Origin of the sequence: Rhodovulum sulfidophilum DSM 1374, assembly GCF_001633165.1 — a bacterium.
In the GTDB taxonomy this organism is placed as follows: domain Bacteria; phylum Pseudomonadota; class Alphaproteobacteria; order Rhodobacterales; family Rhodobacteraceae; genus Rhodovulum; species Rhodovulum sulfidophilum.
Window position 1 is genome coordinate 1,612,791 of record NZ_CP015418.1, and the last position, 16,551, is coordinate 1,629,341.

The 16,551-nt window shown below is 68.1% G+C and carries 20 protein-coding genes and 1 other RNA gene; 14 read left to right on the top strand and 7 right to left on the bottom strand.

The window, feature by feature from the left end; all coding sequences use genetic code 11:
- Positions 1-63: 63 nt before the first annotated feature.
- From A6W98_RS07640 to A6W98_RS07655, 4 genes are all read right to left on the bottom strand, one after another.
- Positions 64-1,005, bottom strand: coding sequence for a DUF2927 domain-containing protein (locus tag A6W98_RS07640; protein WP_081251843.1), 942 nt, complete (start codon positions 1,003-1,005; stop codon positions 64-66).
- A gap of 7 nt (positions 1,006-1,012) precedes the next feature.
- The gene (locus A6W98_RS07645) at positions 1,013-2,194 is read right to left on the bottom strand and encodes a toxic anion resistance protein (RefSeq protein WP_042459865.1); all 1,182 of its coding nucleotides are present in this window, start codon (positions 2,192-2,194) and stop codon (positions 1,013-1,015) included.
- Positions 2,191-3,102, bottom strand: a complete 912-nt coding sequence (locus tag A6W98_RS07650) for a 5-bromo-4-chloroindolyl phosphate hydrolysis family protein (RefSeq protein ID WP_042459867.1) — start codon at positions 3,100-3,102, stop codon at positions 2,191-2,193. The genes A6W98_RS07645 and A6W98_RS07650 overlap by 4 nt, the downstream gene beginning before the upstream one ends.
- Before the next feature lie 165 nt (positions 3,103-3,267).
- Positions 3,268-4,167, bottom strand: a complete 900-nt coding sequence (locus A6W98_RS07655) for a pseudouridine synthase (protein WP_042459870.1) — start codon at positions 4,165-4,167, stop codon at positions 3,268-3,270.
- Positions 4,168-4,245: 78 nt separating this feature from the next.
- Between A6W98_RS07655 and A6W98_RS07660 the strand changes: the two genes are divergently transcribed.
- On the top strand, positions 4,246-4,698 hold the full coding sequence (locus A6W98_RS07660) for a nucleoside deaminase (protein WP_045291854.1): 453 nt from the start codon (positions 4,246-4,248) through the stop codon (positions 4,696-4,698).
- Between the two features lie 70 nt (positions 4,699-4,768).
- Here A6W98_RS07660 and A6W98_RS07665 read toward each other — a convergent pair whose 3' ends face one another.
- Positions 4,769-5,461, bottom strand: coding sequence for a metal-dependent hydrolase (locus tag A6W98_RS07665; protein WP_042459876.1), 693 nt, complete (start codon positions 5,459-5,461; stop codon positions 4,769-4,771).
- An 89-nt stretch (positions 5,462-5,550) separates the two neighbouring features.
- On the opposite strand from A6W98_RS07665, the gene A6W98_RS07670 reads away from it, so the two are divergent.
- Entirely contained in the window at positions 5,551-6,204 is a 654-nt protein-coding gene (locus A6W98_RS07670) for a hypothetical protein (protein WP_042459879.1), read from the top strand.
- A 67-nt stretch (positions 6,205-6,271) separates the two neighbouring features.
- Here the strand turns inward: A6W98_RS07670 and A6W98_RS07675 are convergent, their stop codons facing one another.
- Together A6W98_RS07675 and purU are read right to left on the bottom strand one after the other, a co-directional pair.
- Positions 6,272-6,508: a hypothetical protein gene (locus tag A6W98_RS07675; RefSeq protein WP_155734751.1), complete on the bottom strand. Its 237-nt coding sequence runs from the start codon at positions 6,506-6,508 to the stop codon at positions 6,272-6,274.
- A gap of 454 nt (positions 6,509-6,962) precedes the next feature.
- Positions 6,963-7,823, bottom strand: coding sequence for a formyltetrahydrofolate deformylase (purU, locus tag A6W98_RS07680; RefSeq protein WP_042459885.1), 861 nt, complete (start codon positions 7,821-7,823; stop codon positions 6,963-6,965).
- Between the two features lie 212 nt (positions 7,824-8,035).
- Between purU and gatC the strand changes: the two genes are divergently transcribed.
- The 12 genes from gatC to A6W98_RS07740 all read left to right on the top strand — a co-directional run bounded on the left by gatC (position 8,036) and on the right by A6W98_RS07740 (position 16,516).
- The gene (gene gatC, locus A6W98_RS07685; protein WP_042459887.1) at positions 8,036-8,323 is read left to right on the top strand and encodes an Asp-tRNA(Asn)/Glu-tRNA(Gln) amidotransferase subunit GatC; all 288 of its coding nucleotides are present in this window, start codon (positions 8,036-8,038) and stop codon (positions 8,321-8,323) included.
- Between the two features lie 4 nt (positions 8,324-8,327).
- Positions 8,328-9,809 (top strand): Asp-tRNA(Asn)/Glu-tRNA(Gln) amidotransferase subunit GatA, encoded by a 1,482-nt coding sequence (gene gatA / locus A6W98_RS07690; RefSeq protein WP_042459889.1) that lies wholly within the window; start codon positions 8,328-8,330, stop codon positions 9,807-9,809.
- 46 nt (positions 9,810-9,855) lie between these two features.
- Positions 9,856-10,509 carry a hypothetical protein gene (locus A6W98_RS07695; protein ID WP_042459892.1) on the top strand — a complete coding sequence of 218 codons (654 nt, stop codon included), beginning with the start codon at positions 9,856-9,858 and terminating at the stop codon, positions 10,507-10,509.
- A gap of 4 nt (positions 10,510-10,513) precedes the next feature.
- Positions 10,514-11,209, top strand: a complete 696-nt coding sequence (locus A6W98_RS07700; protein ID WP_406678879.1) for an N-acetylmuramoyl-L-alanine amidase — start codon at positions 10,514-10,516, stop codon at positions 11,207-11,209.
- Positions 11,210-11,221: 12 nt separating this feature from the next.
- An RNA gene (gene rnpB / locus A6W98_RS07705) (RNase P RNA component class A) lies at positions 11,222-11,600 on the top strand.
- 158 nt (positions 11,601-11,758) lie between these two features.
- On the top strand, positions 11,759-12,475 hold the full coding sequence (locus A6W98_RS07710) for a DUF533 domain-containing protein (protein WP_042459897.1): 717 nt from the start codon (positions 11,759-11,761) through the stop codon (positions 12,473-12,475).
- A gap of 147 nt (positions 12,476-12,622) precedes the next feature.
- A complete protein-coding gene (rpmG, locus tag A6W98_RS07715; protein ID WP_042459900.1) occupies positions 12,623-12,790 on the top strand; it encodes a 50S ribosomal protein L33 in 168 nt (55 codons plus the stop codon).
- A gap of 1,109 nt (positions 12,791-13,899) precedes the next feature.
- Entirely contained in the window at positions 13,900-14,328 is a 429-nt protein-coding gene (locus A6W98_RS07720; protein ID WP_081252037.1) for a hypothetical protein, read from the top strand.
- Positions 14,325-14,981 carry a MotA/TolQ/ExbB proton channel family protein gene (locus tag A6W98_RS07725; protein WP_042459906.1) on the top strand — a complete coding sequence of 219 codons (657 nt, stop codon included), beginning with the start codon at positions 14,325-14,327 and terminating at the stop codon, positions 14,979-14,981. Before A6W98_RS07720 ends, A6W98_RS07725 begins: the two co-directional genes overlap by 4 nt.
- Positions 14,974-15,348: a biopolymer transporter ExbD gene (locus A6W98_RS07730; RefSeq protein ID WP_042459909.1), complete on the top strand. Its 375-nt coding sequence runs from the start codon at positions 14,974-14,976 to the stop codon at positions 15,346-15,348. The genes A6W98_RS07725 and A6W98_RS07730 overlap by 8 nt, the downstream gene beginning before the upstream one ends.
- A complete protein-coding gene (locus A6W98_RS07735) occupies positions 15,345-15,761 on the top strand; it encodes an ExbD/TolR family protein (protein ID WP_042459912.1) in 417 nt (138 codons plus the stop codon). Before A6W98_RS07730 ends, A6W98_RS07735 begins: the two co-directional genes overlap by 4 nt.
- Positions 15,758-16,516 carry an energy transducer TonB family protein gene (locus tag A6W98_RS07740; protein WP_042459915.1) on the top strand — a complete coding sequence of 253 codons (759 nt, stop codon included), beginning with the start codon at positions 15,758-15,760 and terminating at the stop codon, positions 16,514-16,516. Before A6W98_RS07735 ends, A6W98_RS07740 begins: the two co-directional genes overlap by 4 nt.
- Positions 16,517-16,551: the final 35 nt, after the last annotated feature.

A 16,551-nucleotide genomic window follows, 5' to 3' on the forward strand; every position in this document is an offset into this window, starting at 1 on the left:
TGCGCGCAATGAATCCTCCTTACCGCTTTGTGCAACAAGCCCGGCTGAGGAGCGAACCGAAGTTCAACTCTCGCCCGCCATCAGCTCGGCCACGATGTCCTCGACGATGGGCCGGGCCTCGGCCGGGCGCATGCCGGGCCGGAGGCGGCGGTCGTAGAGGATCTTCAGCAGCAATTCGTCATGCGGGGTCAGCAGCGCGAATTCCTCGTCATCGTTGAAGATCGAGGGGCGCGCGGCGGGACTGTCATTGGCCAGGCCCAGCCCCTGGGCCAGCTCCTCATGGATGCAGGACTGGCGCAACCGGTCGGGATGCTCGCCCCGGATGACCGCGACCGCGCTGGAATAGGTGCTGGCATCGCCCTCCGAGAAGGCCAGCACCAGGCAGAAGGTCGAGCGGGGCATCACCGCGATGGTGCTTTCGGCGGCGATGTCGATGCCGGGGATCAGGCGGTGCAGCTCGGGGCCGATGCGGCGGCGTTCGTCCTCGTTGACGACGAAGATCTGGAAATTGGCCTGTTCGGGGGCGGTGATCCGCATCGACAGCCCGGTCAGCCGGGACAGCCGGCCCACATATTCCGCTATTTCGGCCCGGTCGACGGCGCGCTGTCCGGGCGGGATGGTGTCGCCGAAGACAAGGCCGAAGCGCACCGGCTGTTCCCAACGGCGCAGGCGGCTTTGGGTCTCGCGCGCGACCAGATGCCCGTCCCGGGTGACGTATTCGTCGAACAGCGCGACCCGGATGAAATCCTCGACCAGCGCGTGGCGGGTGAAGGGCACGTCGGCCTCGCCGCCATCGGTGCGCAGGAGCCCGCGCGCCAGAAGGTCGTTCTGAACCCGGGCGTAATGCCGGGCGATGATCTCGCTGTCGGCCGAGCGCGGCCGGGTTTCGGCCCCGTCGGGGCGGGCGACTGGCCGGGTCTCGGGCGGCGCGGGCGCGAGCTGGCACCCGGCCAGCACCCCGAGCAGGACCCCCGACTGAAAGAGACGGCGCAGCTTGGGCGTCACGATGCGCTCAGACCCCCGTTGCGGCGCCGGCGCCCGGCGCCCGCGACTTGGCAGAGGCCAGCGTGTCGCGCAGCTCGGCCTCCATCTTGTCGAGTTCCTCCTCGGCCTGCGCGCGCCGGGCCTTGCCCTCGTCGGCGATGGTCAGGCTTTCCTGGATGGTCGCGACCAGATCGGCATTGGCCTTCTTCACCGCCTCGATGTCGAACGCGCCGCGCTCCATCTCCTCGCGCACTGTCTTGTTGGCCTGGCGCAGATTGGCGGCATTGGCGGTCAGCAGCTCGTTGGTCAGGTCGTTGGCCCCGCGGACCGCCTCGGCCGCCTCCTTCGAGCGCTGGATGGTGACCGCCTGCGCCAGCTGGGTTTCCCAGAGCGGCACGGTATTGACCAGCGTCGAGTTGATCTTGCTGACCAGCGACTTGTCGTTTTCCTGCACCAGCCGGATCGAGGGCAGCGACTGCATCGTCACCTGCCGCGTCAGCCTGAGGTCGTGCACCCGGCGTTCCAGATCGTCGCGCGCGGCGCGCAGGTCGCGCAGCTCCTGCGCCCGGATCACCTGATCGGCCTCGGGCGCGGCGGCGATTTCGGCCTCCTTGGCGGGAATGTCCCGGGTGTCGAGCTGGGTCAGCTTCTGTTCGCCGGCGGCGATGTAAAGCGCGAGTTCGTCATAGAAGTCGAGCGTCTTCTCATAGAGCTTGTCCAGCGACTTGATGTCTTTCAGAAGCCTGTGCTCATGCGTCAGAAGCCGGTCGGTGATCGAGTCGATCTGGCCCTGAACCATTTCGAATCTCGCGACGAATTTGGCGAAGGGCGCGGTGCGGCCCATCAGCTTTTCCCACCAGCTCGCCTCGCGGCGCACGTCGAGTTCGGACACCGAGAAGCCGCGGATCGTGGTCACGATCTCGCGCAGCGAGTCGCCCGCGGGTCCGACATCCTTGTTGCGCACATCGGCCAGCATCGCCTGACTGATGGTCTGCAGCTCGGATTGCGCGGCCGAGCCGAAGCCGATGATCGAATTGCTGTCGCTCATGTCGAGCTCGGCCATGCGAGAACGGATCGCGTCGGCCACCGGCGGGTCGGCGCGGTCGAGCGCCACCAGATCCTGCGCCGGTTCGGGCAAGGCCGTGGCTGTCACTTTTTCAACTTCGGCGATATCCTGCGCCGCCATGTGGCGACTGCTGTCCGAGGTCATGCGGTTTCTCCCGTTTTGGGCGTGACGGGCACCGGGGCGATGCCTTCACGGTGCAATCTGTCGCGCAGAACTTCGATTTCCACGTCGAGATCGGTCCGGTCGTCCTGCATCAGCGCCCGGGTCCGGGCGGCGAAATGGGTTTCGAGATCGGCCAGAAGCGTCTCGTAGTCCTTCCGGGCCGAGGCATCGCGGCTGCGCGGATAGAGATCGGCGAACTTGACCGTCGCGTCGCGCGCCCCCATCAGATAGACCACCAGATAGCGGCGCGCGGCGGTCAGGTCGCGGGGATCTTCCTCGACCGTGCGCAGCATCTCGCGCACGGTGGCCTGAAACCGCTCGACCCGGTCAACGAGACTGCGCTCGCCGGTATGCCGGATCGCCTCTGACATCGTTGCGAGATGCTTCTCGGCTTCCTCCACGGCCCGGGCGACGCGGGAATTCTGGAAGCTGTCGATGCCCTCCATGCCCTTGTCGGAAAGCGGGTCGATCCCGAAGGCCAGGCTGTGCAGCACGAGGCCGAGCGCGCCGAAGATCACCGGAGCGGCGCCCTCGCCGCCGATCCCGGCCAGGAAAAGCCCGGCCCCGGTCAGGACCGAGCCGAGGATCTTGCGCGGCACCGCCGGGCGGCGGGCGATCTTGCGCGCGGCCCAGGCATCCTCGGCGCGCAGCCCTTCGCGGGTCAGCCAGGCGGCAAGCATCAGAAGGCCGAAGGCGCTCAGCGACAGCGCCAGTCCGGCCGGGTCCGAGAAGAAGGCCCGCGGCACAAGCGGCAGCGGTGCCAAGAACATCGCATTGGCGCGCCCCGCCGCCCGGGCCGGACGCCGCCCCTGGAACGGGTGGCGCGGCGGCGCGGGCTCTGCGGGTGCGGGCCTGCCGGGGCTGTAGCGGCCGCCGAACCGATGCGCCATCAGGCGCCCCCCATGAAGGCGACGTAAACAACCAGCGCGATCAGCAGGAAGAACGACAATTTCTGCAACCCGGTGCCCGACATGATCTCCTCAATCCTCGCGATCCACGCCTATACATGGGATGCGACGGCGTCGTTAAAAGCAAGTGTCGGCCGGTTTTGCGTTTCAACCGGGCGGGGCCTTGCCGCGTCGCGCTCCGCGTGGGGGCGATGCGGGGCCCGGGCCGGGCCCGCGGGGCGGTTTCCGGGCGGGCCGGGGCTCGGGTGCCTCGGCGGGCCGGTTGCGGAGCTTGCGGCGGGTCGGTTTCGGCTTTGCGGTGGCTTCGCCCTCGGGGGCGGCAAGCCCGAGCTGGTCGCGCAGCACCCGGCCGCGCAATTCCTCGACCTCGCCCGGCTTCAGGTCGCCCAGCTGGAACGGGCCGTAGCTGATCCGGATCAGCCGGTTCACGACCAGCCCGACCGCCTCCATGGTCCGGCGGATCTCGCGGTTCCGACCCTCGCGCAGGCCGACGGTCAGCCAGGCATTGGCGCCCTGCTGGCGGTCGAGCGTGACCTCCATCGGCCGGAAGGTCTCTCCGGCGATGACGAGCCCCGTGCGCAGCGGCGCCAGCGTCGCGTCTTCGGGCGTGCCCTTGACCCGCACCCGGTATTTTCTGAGCCATCCCGTGGAGGGCAGTTCGAGCCGCCGCTTGATCGCGCCGTCATTGGTCAGCAGAAGCAGGCCCTCGGAATTGAGGTCGAGGCGGCCGACCGGCATCACCCGGGGCATGTCCTCGGGCAGCTTGTCGAAGACGGTCTCGCGGCCCTTTTCGTCCCTGGCAGTGGTCACCAGCCCGGCGGGCTTGTGATAGAGCCAGAGCCGCGGCCGGTCGGGAGCCGCGACGGCGGCGCCGTCGACGGCGATCCGGTCGGCGGGGCCGACATTGAGCGCGGGGCTCGCGATGCGGCGGCCGTTCACCGTCACCCGCCCGGCCTCGATCAGCCGCTCGGCCTCGCGGCGCGAGGCGATGCCCGCCCGTGCCAGTACCTTGGCGATCCGCTCGCCCTCTTGTCCGGTCTTGTCCATGGGACCGGGTTTACGCCGGATCGCGGGGCGGGGGAAGCGGCTTGCGCAGGGCACGACGGCACGGCAAGAGAGGATGCGATGAGCCCGTTTCGCAGTCATATGGACCAGGCCCTGGCCGAGGCCCGCGCTGCCGCCGACCGCGACGAGGTGCCGGTCGGCGCGGTGGTGGTCGCGGCCGATGGCCGGGTGGTGGCTGCGGCGGGCAACCGGACCCGCGAGCTGAGCGATCCGACCGCTCATGCCGAGATCCTGGCGCTGCGCGCGGCCTGTTCGGCCGCCGGGTCCGAGCGTCTGCCGGGCTTTGATCTCTATGTCACGCTCGAACCCTGTGCGATGTGCGCCTCGGCGATCGGACAGGCGAGGATCGCGCGGCTCTATTACGGGGCGGCGGATCCGAAATCGGGCGGCGTCGCGCATGGCGCGCAGGTGTTCCGGCACCCGCAGAGCCATCACGTTCCCGAGATCTACGACGGTATCGGCGCCTCCGAGGCCGAGGCGTTGCTGCGGGCCTTCTTCGCCGGGCGACGCTGAACGGGCTGGCGGGCCGCGCGCGATTTTTCGTCGAAAAATCGGGCCTCGGGCCCGGGCCGGTGCGGGTGGTTCAGATCTCGATCGGGACCAGCACCTCGGGTTCGATCACCCGGACGCCGGGCAGGTCCTGTTTCAACGCTTCCGCCGATTGTTCGAGCAGCGGGAAGGTCCGGTAATGGCAGGGGATCACCGTCTTGAAGTTGAAGAAGGTCCGCGCCGCGTAGGCCGCACGCTTCATGTCCATGGTGAAATGCCCGCCCGCGCAGAGCAGCCCGATATCGGGCGCATGCAGGTCGTTGAAGATTTCCATGTCGGCCATCACGTCGGTATCGCCGCTGACATAGATCACATGGCCTTCGCCCGCGATCATGTATCCCGATTCGGTTCCGCCATAGACCGGTCCGTCCGGCCCCTGGATCGAGGAGGAATGGGTGGCGTTGACCATCGTGACCGAGACATTGCCAAGCCGGACGGTCCCGCCCTTGTTGAACCCGATCACCGAGATTCCCTCCCGGCTTTCCCACCAGCTCATCAGGTCGAAAATGCCGACTGTCGGTATCGACAATTCGCGGGCGATGGCGATGGTGTCGGCGGCATGGTCGAAATGCCCGTGAGTGACGAGCACATGGGTGGCGTCGCCGATCGCCTCGGCCCGCCGTTCCTCGGGGAAGAGCGGGTTGCCCGCCAGCCACGGGTCGATCAGCAGAACCTGATCCTCGATTTCGATCCGGAACCCGGAATGCCCCAGCCAGACGATCTTCATGTCGGTCTCCCTTCTGCTGCGGGCCTTGCCGCACCGCCCGCCTGCCCCAAGATCTGCCACAAGGCTAACAGAGCGGGACGGGCATTCCCATGGACTGGACGCGACAGATCGACGCCTATTGCGAACGCACCGATCCGGCCTTCTGGTCCGAGCCGGTCAACGCCGCGACCAACGCCGCCTTTCTGCTGGCGGCGGTGATCATGTGGCGGCGAACCGGCGGGCTGCCGCTGGGACGGGCGCTTGCCGCCGTTCTGGGGCTCATCGGCATCGGCAGCTTTCTCTTTCACACCCTGGCGACGGAATGGGCGTCGGTGGCGGATGTGGGGCCGATTCTCGGTTTCATCCTGCTCTATATCTTCGTCGCCAACCGCGCCTATTGGGGGCTGGGGCTCTGGCCGTCGCTGGGTCTGACGGCGCTGTTCATTCCCTATGCCGTCATCGCCGGTTCGCTTTTCGCGCGCCTCGACTGGCTCGGGAGCTCGGCCGGCTACGCGCCGGTGGCGTTGCTGATCCTCATCTATGCCCTGGCGCTCGCCCGGCGCCTGCCGCAGGTCGCTGCGGGGCTTGGGATCGGCGTCGGGTTGCTGGCGATATCGCTTGCGTTCCGTATGCTGGACCAGCCGCTCTGCGCGGCCTTGCCGCTTGGCACGCATTTCCTCTGGCATCTGCTGAATGCCGCGATGCTGGGATGGATGATCGAGGTCTATCGTCGACATGAAGCCGGGCGCCGGTCCTCGATCTGACTTGGAGTGTCCGGCCGAGCCGGTTCCGTCGTGACGGGACATCGGCCCCGGCCGATTCTGCCCCCGGTCAGGGGCTGTGGCGGGTTTTGTGGCCGGGCCAGGGCGGGCAGGCCAAGGCCCGTTGGTCTTGTCCTTCGAGATAGCGCGCGATCCGGCTTTCCTGCAGAAAGCGCAGGGCCTGCGACCCTTTGAGGGCGGCGGCGATCTCGGCTTCGGGAACGTCGGCCTCGATCGCTATGATCGCAAGGGGAATCCGGCAGCCCCTGATCTGTTCGACCACATCCATGTCCGGACGTTCCTCCATTGCGAGACTGCATAAATAATGAAATGGGTTTGGGTCTAATTAAAATGCGGCAATTTCCCGGAAGATAGGGTCTGAGAAGATTAAGTGCCGCCTTGGTGGTCTTTGGTTGTTTTCATTTAAAATGAAGGCATGGTCGGATACCGCAAGTCCGGTATTCCCGAATGACGCAGAAGACCCACGGAAATGTTTGAAAATTTTAATTGAACGGACCGCGTTGCGGCCGGCAATTGAAAGGAACGATATTGGCAGGCTGCTGATATAACGCCGTCACGGCGCGATTTTCGCCCATTTCGTCATCTCTCGCGGAGCGCTCGGGGCGGGGCAGCGCTAAGAGAGCGACTCGGAATGGAGCGCTCTGATGCCTGCGCGGGGCGCTTCTCCAGCCGCCCGATAGGGGCCGAAATTCCCCCGGCCGGACTGAGCCGGACGGGGGCAGGGGGCGGCCTTGCCCGGGTCAGCCGGGCATGAAGACCACGGTCTTGTGCCCGTTCAATAGTACCCGGCGTTGCAGATGCAGCCGCACGGCGCGGGCCAGGACCCGGCTTTCAATGTCGCGGCCCACGGCCACGTAATCCTCGGCCGAGAGCGCATGGTTCACCCGCTCGGTTTCCTGTTCGATGATCGGCCCCTCGTCGAGATCCGCCGTCACGAAATGCGCCGTCGCGCCGATCAGCTTGACGCCGCGCTCATGGGCCTGGTGATAGGGCTTGGCGCCCTTGAAGGAGGGCAGGAAGGAGTGGTGGATGTTGATGACCCGGCCTTCCAGCGCCCGGCTCAGCTTGTCCGAGAGCACCTGCATGTAACGGGCGAGGACCACCAGCTCGGCGCCGGTCTCCTCGACCAGGGCGAGCACTTGTTTTTCCTGCTCGGCCTTGGTCTCCTTCGTCACCGGCCAGCAGTAATAGGGAATGCCCGCTGCCTCGGCGGTGGCGCGGCTGTCCTCGTGGTTCGAGACCACGGCGGCGACCTCGGCCTCCATCCAGCCGACCCGGATCTGGTAGAGGATATGCAGCAGCGCATGGTCGAATTTCGACACCATCAGGATGATCTTCGGCCGGCGCGCGGCATCGACTACCTCGGCATCCATGCCATAGCCGTTGATCGCGGGGGCGAGCCGGGCGCGGACGGCCTCGGCCTCGGCGGGCGCGGCGGTGTGGAAGGCCACGCGCATGAAGAAGAGATTGCTTTCGGGGTCGCGGAACTGGGCGCTGTCTTGGATGTTCCCGCCCAGTGCGGTGACGGCATTTGCGACGGTGGCGACGATCCCGGGCTGGTCGTCGCAGGTGAGCGTCAGGATGAAATCGGTCGAGGCCATGGGCGGGATCCTTGCCTGAATGTCGTGAACGCGCGTTTCGGCGCCTTGCGTTATGGAGAAAGGCCCGGCGCGAGTGCAAGCGCCATTCCGGTGCCGCCGCTTTGGGACCCGGTCGCGACATCGCCCTGCCGCCGGCCGGGCGCGCTCTTGCAGCATGCGCGGCAGGGGGCTAAACGCGGGGACGGATTTCAAGAGCACGGAAAGGCGGCCCCATGTCCATCGACATCGACACCGCGCGGCGGGTGGCGCACCTCGCCCGGATCGCCGTTCAGGAAGACGACCTGCCGGCGCTGGCGCAGGAGCTGTCGGGCATCCTGACCTTCATGGAAGAGCTGAACGAGGTCGACGTGACCGGCATCGAGCCGATGACCGGGGTCACGCCGATGCGGCTGAAACGGCGCGCGGATGTCGTGACCGATGGCGAGATGCAGGACCGCATCCTGTCGAATGCGCCCGATGCGCGCGAGGGCTTCTTCGCGGTTCCCAAGGTGGTGGAGTAACGCCATGAGCGATCTGACCAGGCTGACCATTGCCGAGGCGCGCGAGGCGCTGCGCAAGGGCGAGACCACTTCGGTGGCGCTGACAGAGGCCTATCTCTCGGCCATCGACGGTGCGGATGCGCTGAACGCCTTCGTCCACAAGACCCCCGAGATCGCGCTGGAACAGGCCAAGGCCGCCGATGCCCGGATCGCGGCGGGCGATGCGCCCGCGCTTTGCGGCATGCCGCTGGGGATCAAGGATCTCTTCTGCACCAGGGGCGTGGCCTCGCAGGCCGCCTCGAAGATCCTCGACGGCTTCAGGCCCGAATATGAATCGACCGTCAGCCAGAACCTCTGGGATGCGGGCGCGGTCATGCTGGGCAAGCTCAACATGGACGAATTCGCCATGGGCTCGTCGAACGAGACCAGCACCTATGGCAATGCGGTCAACCCCTGGAAGGTCGACGACCGGCAACTGACCCCGGGCGGGTCCTCGGGCGGGTCGGCCTCGGCGGTGGCGGCCGATCTGTGCATGGCCGCGACCGGCACCGATACCGGCGGCTCGATCCGCCAGCCCGCGGCCTTCACCGGCATCGTCGGCATCAAGCCCACCTACGGGCGCTGCTCGCGTTGGGGGATCGTGGCCTTCGCCTCGTCGCTGGATCAGGCCGGGCCGATGACCAGGACGGTCCGCGACGCGGCGATCATGCTGGGCGCGATGTCGGGCCATGACCCGAAGGATTCGACCAGCGCCGACATTCCGGTGCCGGATTTCGAGGCGATGCTGACCGGCGATATCCGCGGCAAGACCATTGGTATCCCCAAGGAATACCGCATGGAGGGCATGCCCGCCGAGATCGAGAAGCTGTGGTCGGACGGCGCCGAGATGCTGAGGGATGCGGGTGCCGAGATCGTCGAGATCAGCCTGCCGCACACGAAATACGCGCTGCCCGCCTATTACGTGATCGCACCGGCCGAGGCTTCGTCGAACCTCGCGCGTTATGACGGTGTGCGCTACGGCCGCCGGGCCCGGCTGGGGCAGGGCGACGGCATCGTCGAGATGTACGAGAAGACCCGCGCCGAGGGCTTCGGCAAGGAGGTCCAGCGCCGGGTGATGATCGGCACCTATGTGCTGTCGGCCGGCTTCTACGACGCCTATTACAACCGCGCCCGCAAGGTCCGCGCGCTGATCAAGCGCGATTTCGACGAGGTCTTCGCCGCAGGGGTCGATGCGATCCTGACCCCCGCGACGCCCTCGGCGGCCTTCGGTCTGGGCGAGATGGCCGATGCCGATCCGGTGGCGATGTATCTCAACGACGTCTTCACCGTGACCGTCAACCTTGCCGGCCTGCCGGGGATCTCGGTGCCGGCCGGGCTCGATGCCCAGGGGCTGCCGCTGGGGCTTCAGCTGATCGGCCAGCCCTGGGGTGAAGGCGAGTTGCTGAACACCGCACATGTTCTTGAGCGGGCCGCGGGATTTGTTTCCAAGCCCGCGAAATGGTGGTAAGGCGCGCCGGATCACTGGGATTGACACCACGAACAGGATGGACCCGATGCGTGCCGTGACTTCCGCGATTGCGGTTCTTGCGCTGGCCGCGTGCAATACGCAGCTGCCCGATTCCGCGGCCGGAGAGGGCTTCGACAGTTACGCCGATTACAGCACCCATCGCGAAGGCGTCCTGCAGGGCGCGGTCTCGGCCGAGCCGATCACCGCGGCGCCCTCGCAGGATGTCGTGACCGAGGTGACCGGCGCGCCGATCTCGGCGGTCGAGAGCTCCGATGGCGCCGAGCCCCCCGGCGCGCAGGCTGAAAACCATGCCGGGATCTCGGACGAGCAGAGCTTTGCCGCCGTCACCGCCCGCGAGACCATCGCCAGCGACCGCGAGCGGCTGGAACAGCAGCGCGAGCAATACACCGTGATCCCGCCCGAGCCGCTGCCCCCGCGTCCGGGCGGCGATGGCGCCGGCATCATCGAATATGCGCTGAGCACCACCAATCCGCTTGGCCAGCAGGTCTACAAGCGCGGCCGGGCCGTTGCGCCCGAAACGCTGGCCCGGCGCTGCGCCAAATACGGTTCGGACGATCACGCGCAGGAAGCCTTCCTCAAGAATGGCGGGCCCGAGCGCGACCGGTTCGGGATCGACCCCGATGGCGACGGCTTCGCCTGCTACTGGGACCCCTCGCCGTTCCGTCTTGCCGAACGCTAGGGACGTGACGCCGCTCTGGCGTCCCTCGCCCAATTGCGGGGCAAGGCGCGGCGGGGCGCGGCCCGACATGGTCGTGCTGCATTTCACCGCCATGACCGATTCCGCCTCGGCGCTGGACCGGCTTTGCGACCCGGCGGCCGGGGTGTCGGCGCATTACCTGATCGCCCGTGACGGGCGGGTTTTCCAGCTTGTCGACGAGGCCGGGCGGGCCTGGCATGCCGGGGCCGGATGCTGGGGCGGGGTCGAGGACGTCAATTCCCGCTCGATCGGCATCGAACTCGACAATCCGGGCGACCGGCCGTTCTCGGCGCCGCTGATGGCCGCGCTCGAGGCGCTGTTGCCCGGCATCCTTGCACGCTGGTCGATCCGGCCCGAGCGGGTGATCGGCCATTCCGACATGGCGCCCGACCGCAAATGGGACCCTGGTCCGCGGTTCGACTGGCGAAGGCTGGCACGGCAGGGGTTGGCGGTCTGGCCCGAGGTCCGGAGCTCTGCCGGTCCCGCGCCCGACGAGACGGCCTTTCGCAAGGCGGCCACGGCCTTCGGCTATGGCGCGGGCTGGGACACGGGCCACGTGCTCGATGCGTTGCGCCAGCGGTTCCGGCCCTGGGCCACGGGGCCGCTTGCGGTCGCCGACATGGCCGTCATCGCCGATCTTGCCCGCCGCTTCCCCGTTGACCCCGGCCCCGCGGGCGCCTAGATCGGGCCTCGCGCGGATGGCTGGATGGCCGCGGGGGTGCACGCCCTCGAGGAAAGTCCGGACTCCACGAGGCAACGGTGCCGGGTAACGCCCGGCGGGGGAAACCCCAGGGAAAGCGCCACAGAGAACAGACCGCCTCCGCTTGCCGGAGGTAAGGGTGAAACGGTGGGGTAAGAGCCCACCGCGGGACTGGCAACAGGACCGGCAAGGCAAGCCCCACCGGGAGCAATGCCGAATAGGGACCCCGCGCAGGCCAGACCTGCAGGGCGGCTTCGGCCCAGGGGTCCGGGTTGGCAGCTTGAGCGTATCGGTAACGGTACGCCCAGAGGAATGGTCATCCAGGGGGCCTCGCGCCCCCGGACAGAATCCGGCTTACAGGCCGTCCGCGCATATCCTGCCTGTGTTTCTTCCTGCCCCCATCCCCGAAATGCCTCCGCTTGGGGCCGCGAGGCGCGGTTTCGGGCCTTGGCCAGCCCCCGAAAGCCTCTAGGTTGCGATCCTGGAAGCGCGCTGCCCCGGAAAGGGGATAGCAGAGGGACGGAAGACCGGATGAGTTTTGTCAGGACGATGGCCACCCTTGCCGTGGGCTTTGCGGCGGCCAGGGGGCTCGAGACGTTCCAGAAGATGGGCGGCGGCGCGGGAATTGCCGATTCGGTGAAATCGGCCGCAACGCGGGTCGGGATCGGCAGCCAGATCGGGCCGCTGCTCGAGCGGATGCAGGTTCCGGGCGGCGCGGCGGCGCTGAAGACCAACGCCAAATGGCTGGGCGCGAAGGGGCGCGAGACCGGAGATCATGCGCTGGTCGGTCTTGGCGGGCTGATGGCGGCGCTGGGCGGCGCCGCCTGGGCGGGATCGGTCAATGCCAGGGACATCCTGAACGCGATGGGCGAGGTCGCGCCGCCCGATGTCTCGATGGAGAAGAACGCGCGGCTTCTGATCCGCTCGATGGTGATGGCGGCGAAATCCGATGGCGAGATCGACGCGGCCGAGCGCGCCGCGATCTTCGATGTGCTGGGCGATGCCACCGAGGAAGAGCGCGCCTTCGTCGAGGCCGAGATGGCGCGGCCCATCGATATCGAGGCGCTTGCGGCCGAGACCGGCACGCACCAGCGCACCGCCGTCTATGCCGCGGGGGTGGTGACGACCAGGCTCGACAGCCCGGCCGAGATCGCGCATCTTGATCGCCTGGCCGATGCGCTGCATCTGGGCCGCGCCGCGCGCCAGCGGATCCACAAGGCGATGCGGCTGCCGCAGGTGCTGGCCTGAAGCGCGCGCCTCCGGGCGGCGGGCAGTCGGCTTGGTCTGCTTGGCTTTGCGGGGCCAGAACCTGCTTGACTCGGGGGCGCGGATCGCTAAAACGCGGGCTTCAAGAACTTCACGGGCGCGATGCCGCCCGCGCGACGGAGATGAGACATGGCGAAGCCGACAACCATCAAGATCCGCCTGAACTCGACCGCGGGCACCGGCCATTTCTACGTGACCAAGAAAAACGCCCGCACCATGACCGAGAAAATGGTGGTCAAGAAATATGACCCGGTCGTGCGTCAGCACGTCGAATACAAGGAAGGCAAGATCAAGTGATCTAGCCGCCTCCGGGGTTTCCCCGGGAAGGGTCAGACCGGGGCCGCGCCGCAAGGGGCGGCCTTTCGTTTTGCGCAGGCCCCGCATTTTCGGGCGCTGTCCCGTGTCCGGGCGGCCGCATCACCGGCTGGTCTGGGGACGGGCCGGTCACGACCTGGCCCTCGCGCCCGAACGTTGCCTTAGTGTTGCCGTCGTGAGCCTCTCTTCGGGGCGTCGCGCGTGAGCCTGCCTTCCAGCGCGACCGGTCGGCATGGCGCGGTGCGAGGTTCAGTGCGTGCAGCACCATCCTTCGGTACCATGACAATGGCCGTGCCGAGGCTCTGGCTCAGGTCGGTGGACGGTTCGGCGCCCATATCCGATGCGCGATCTCGGGCAAGAGATGGGCTCGACGGCCGGGGGCTCGGCGGTGCCGGTGGCTGCCGGGACCAGCGTTCCCGCAGTCCGTGATCCAGCTCGGCAGCATGGATTGGCCGCAGGCAGATCCGGCCGGGCGGCAGCGCTCAGGTCAGCCCGTCAACGGGGCGCTCCAGTGACGGGTCGGAAGATCGCGGACCGCGGTGGCTCGTCGTCCCATATCATCAATTGTCCCCGGCAGTACCGCCGAGGCGTATTCCATGGCGCGTTCGATAACCGCGCGCTTGGCTACGATTTCCGCGGCAGTCCGGCATCGGGGCCGACCCTGCGCGATAGCGATCTCGGCTCTGCATATCTCTCGGGCGGCTCGGACCGGGCGGCGCCCGGGCCAAACGGGACATCCTTGCCAATGACACCGCCTTCGAGCCGGAGCGCAGCCCGGGCCCGCCGGGTGTCGGGTTGTCGCAAGATGGCGCGCAGTCGACCGGCCGGAAACAAGGCGGCGCTGGGCATCGGCTGGACCGATTGGCCCCCAATCGCGGCGCCGGGCGCCGGTTTCCGCCGGGCGTCGGTCGCCCGACAGGACGTGTCCCAAGATGCCTTTTACGAAGGGAATTGGCCTGAGCGTTTTACTAGGGTATTGTGCCTGCGGTCGTGCTGTGGTTCTTTGCCGGCGATCTCTCAAGCCAGTTACGGGTCGCTCCCGCCGCCAGAGAACAGATCGACTCAATGGATCTCAGGGAATGGAGCGCTCGATGGGCATCTCTCACCTTGGCGCCGCAGTTGCGGCTGGCCTTCTCGTCTCATCCCTCGGCGCCGCTGCGCAGGAGGCCGGGCCGCATCTCTCGATCGAGCTGAATGCGGTCGCGCCGGCCGAGACCGGTTGCCTGATCAGCTTTCTGGCCCGGAACGGCTATGAGACCGGCATCGACCGGGCGGTTTTCGAAACCGTGCTGATCGACGATAAGGGCCAGGTCGAGCGTCTGACCCTGTTCGATTTCGGGGCGTTGCCCGCCGGGCGGCCGCGGATGCGGCAATTCTCCGTTCCCGGGCTCGATTGCGGCGATCTGGGGCAGATCCTGATCAATGGCACGACGGCCTGCGAGGCCGAGGCGCTTGACGAGGAAGCCTGCGCCGAGGGGCTCGGGCTGAGCAGCCGTACAGATGTGGAGCTGATCGGATGATCGGCGCGGTGATCGAGCTTTTGCGCCGGGTGGCCGATCTTGGCGGGCCGGTGGTTCTGATCCTGATCGGGATTTCGGTGCTGACGGTGGCGGTGGTGCTTTACAAGCTGTGGCAATTCGCGGCCTCGGGCGTCGGGCGGCACCGGGCCCTGTCGGAGGCCGTCGCGCATTGGGACCGGGGCGAGCGGGCCCGGGCGCGGGCCGCGCTCGAACGCTCGCGCAGCTATCTGCGCCCGGTGCTCGACCTCGCCATGTCGGGTCAGACCGATTCCGAACGGCTGGAGGCCGAGGCCGAGGCCCGCTTCGCCCGGCTGGAACGCGGCTTCCGGCTGCTTGATTCGGTGGCGCAGCTCTCGCCGCTGCTGGGTCTGTTCGGCACCGTTCTGGGCATGATCGCGGCCTTCCAGGCGCTGCAGGCGGCGGGCACGCAGGTCGACCCCTCGATCCTCGCGGGCGGCATCTGGGTGGCGCTTCTGACCACGGCGGTCGGCCTGGCGGTGGCGATGCCGACGGCGTTGATCCTGAGCTGGTTCGAAAGCCGGATGGAGGCCGAGCGGGTCTTGGCCGAAACCGCGATTCATACCGTGCTGGCCCCAGGAAATGCGCTTGGCGAGGACCGTCCGGTCGTGTCGGGCGGTCGGGATCATGGCTAGGCCGCGTCGGCGGCGGCTGTCGCTCACGCCGCTGGTCGACGTGATCTTTCTGCTGCTGCTCTTCTTCATGCTGAGCTCGACCTTCACCCGCTTTTCCGAGGTCGATCTGGTGGCGGCCGGGCAGGGCGGGGCGCCGGCTGCTCCCGATGCGCGGCCGCTGTTCCTGCAGCTCGAACCCGACCGGCTGCGGCTGAACGGCCGCGAGCTTGCGCTTGACGGGCTGGCCGAGGGGCTTGATCCGGTCGAGCCGGGGCAGGTTGTTCTGGTGGCGCTGCGCGGCGCGGTCACGGCGCAGCGGCTGACCGATCTCCTGGTCGCGCTTCGCGCGATACCGGGGCTGGGCGTGACTGTGCTGGGGGCGACATGACGGCCAGAAAAGCAGCCATCAGGGCCGAGAAGGTGCGCCGCGCCGGGCGCGAGCCGACCATCGCGCTGATCAACATCGTCTTCCTGCTGCTGATCTTCTTCCTCGTGGCGGGCACGCTGGCGGCGCCGCTCGACGCGACCCTGAAGCTTGTCGATACCGAGGGGCTGGAAGGGGCCTCGCCCGCCGAGGCGCTGGTTCTGCATGCCGATGGCCGGATGACGCTGCAGGAGCAGGAGACGACGCCCGAAGCCTTCGTTGCCGGGCTCGAGGGCACGGAGGAGGAGGCCGCAACAGTCGCCCGGGTCGTGCCCGACCGCGACGTCCCCGCTGCCGATCTGGTGGCGCTTGGACAGGCATTGCGGGCGGCCGGGGCCGAGCGGGTGGTGATCGTGACCGAACGGGGGCTGAAATGACGATACCGAGTTCCCGCCTTGGCAAGGTGCTGGCCTTGGGCCTTGCGCTCGGTGCGCATAGCGCGCTTGCCCTGGTTCTCGTGCCCCAGACCGAGACCCGGATGGAAGGGCGCAGCGGGGCGGCCGAGGCGGCGATCGGCTCGAGCTTTGCCGAGATGGCGGCCGGACGCATCAGCGCCGAAAGCGTCGAGGATGTGGTCGAGCCCGAAGCGCCCGTCGAGCCGGTCCGGCCCGATATGCCCGAGCCGGTCGAGACCGTCGTGCCGGATCCCGCCGAGGCATTGGCGCCGGTGCCCGAGCCGGAGGTGGCGGAGCAGCCCGAACCCGAGACGGTGACCGCCGAGCCCGAACCGGAGCCCGAGCCGAAACCAGAACCGAAGCCGGTGACCAGAGGCAATTCCGATCGCAATGCCCGTGTCGGTCAGGCGGCCGGCAGCGAGCGGGCGCAGGCGGCCAGCAGCGGCCGGGGCGGGGCCAGCGCCGAGTCGGGCAATGCCGAAAGCTCGAACTATCCGGGGCTGGTGATGAGGGCGCTGTCGCGGGTTCCGAAGCCGAGGATCCGCGCCCGCGGTGCCACGGTGGTGGCGTTCCGGGTCGCGACGGATGGTCGTCTGGCCTCGGCGTCGGTGGCGCGCAGTTCGGGCTCGACCGCGCTTGACCGCGCGGCCTTGCGCATCGTCGAACGCGCCGCGCCCTTCCCGGCCCCCCCGCGCGGTGCCCAGCGGAGCTTCTCGATCCGGATCGAGGGCCGGTAGCTGCGCGCGCTCCCGATCCGGGCGCGCGACCTGCC

Excerpts from the sequence above, each read along its gene's own strand:
- gatA (WP_042459889.1), top strand. The coding sequence starts at position 8,328 with ATGAGCGATCTGACCAGGCTGACCATTGCCGAGGCGCGCGAGGCGCTG.
- A6W98_RS07740 (WP_042459915.1), top strand. The coding sequence starts at position 15,758 with ATGACGATACCGAGTTCCCGCCTTGGCAAGGTGCTGGCCTTGGGCCTT.
- A6W98_RS07650 (WP_042459867.1), bottom strand. The coding sequence starts at position 3,102 with ATGGCGCATCGGTTCGGCGGCCGCTACAGCCCCGGCAGGCCCGCACCC.
- purU (WP_042459885.1), bottom strand. The coding sequence starts at position 7,823 with ATGGCCTCGACCGATTTCATCCTGACGCTCACCTGCGACGACCAGCCC.
- A6W98_RS07730 (WP_042459909.1), top strand. The coding sequence starts at position 14,974 with ATGGCTAGGCCGCGTCGGCGGCGGCTGTCGCTCACGCCGCTGGTCGAC.
- A6W98_RS07665 (WP_042459876.1), bottom strand. The coding sequence starts at position 5,461 with ATGAAGATCGTCTGGCTGGGGCATTCCGGGTTCCGGATCGAAATCGAG.
- A6W98_RS07670 (WP_042459879.1), top strand. The coding sequence starts at position 5,551 with ATGGACTGGACGCGACAGATCGACGCCTATTGCGAACGCACCGATCCG.
- A6W98_RS07720 (WP_081252037.1), top strand. The coding sequence starts at position 13,900 with ATGGGCATCTCTCACCTTGGCGCCGCAGTTGCGGCTGGCCTTCTCGTC.
- A6W98_RS07675 (WP_155734751.1), bottom strand. The coding sequence starts at position 6,508 with ATGGAGGAACGTCCGGACATGGATGTGGTCGAACAGATCAGGGGCTGC.
- A6W98_RS07655 (WP_042459870.1), bottom strand. The coding sequence starts at position 4,167 with ATGGACAAGACCGGACAAGAGGGCGAGCGGATCGCCAAGGTACTGGCA.
- A6W98_RS07725 (WP_042459906.1), top strand. The coding sequence starts at position 14,325 with ATGATCGGCGCGGTGATCGAGCTTTTGCGCCGGGTGGCCGATCTTGGC.
- A6W98_RS07695 (WP_042459892.1), top strand. The coding sequence starts at position 9,856 with ATGCGTGCCGTGACTTCCGCGATTGCGGTTCTTGCGCTGGCCGCGTGC.
- gatC (WP_042459887.1), top strand. The coding sequence starts at position 8,036 with ATGTCCATCGACATCGACACCGCGCGGCGGGTGGCGCACCTCGCCCGG.
- A6W98_RS07710 (WP_042459897.1), top strand. The coding sequence starts at position 11,759 with ATGAGTTTTGTCAGGACGATGGCCACCCTTGCCGTGGGCTTTGCGGCG.
- A6W98_RS07735 (WP_042459912.1), top strand. The coding sequence starts at position 15,345 with ATGACGGCCAGAAAAGCAGCCATCAGGGCCGAGAAGGTGCGCCGCGCC.
- rpmG (WP_042459900.1), top strand. The coding sequence starts at position 12,623 with ATGGCGAAGCCGACAACCATCAAGATCCGCCTGAACTCGACCGCGGGC.
- A6W98_RS07645 (WP_042459865.1), bottom strand. The coding sequence starts at position 2,194 with ATGACCTCGGACAGCAGTCGCCACATGGCGGCGCAGGATATCGCCGAA.
- A6W98_RS07660 (WP_045291854.1), top strand. The coding sequence starts at position 4,246 with ATGAGCCCGTTTCGCAGTCATATGGACCAGGCCCTGGCCGAGGCCCGC.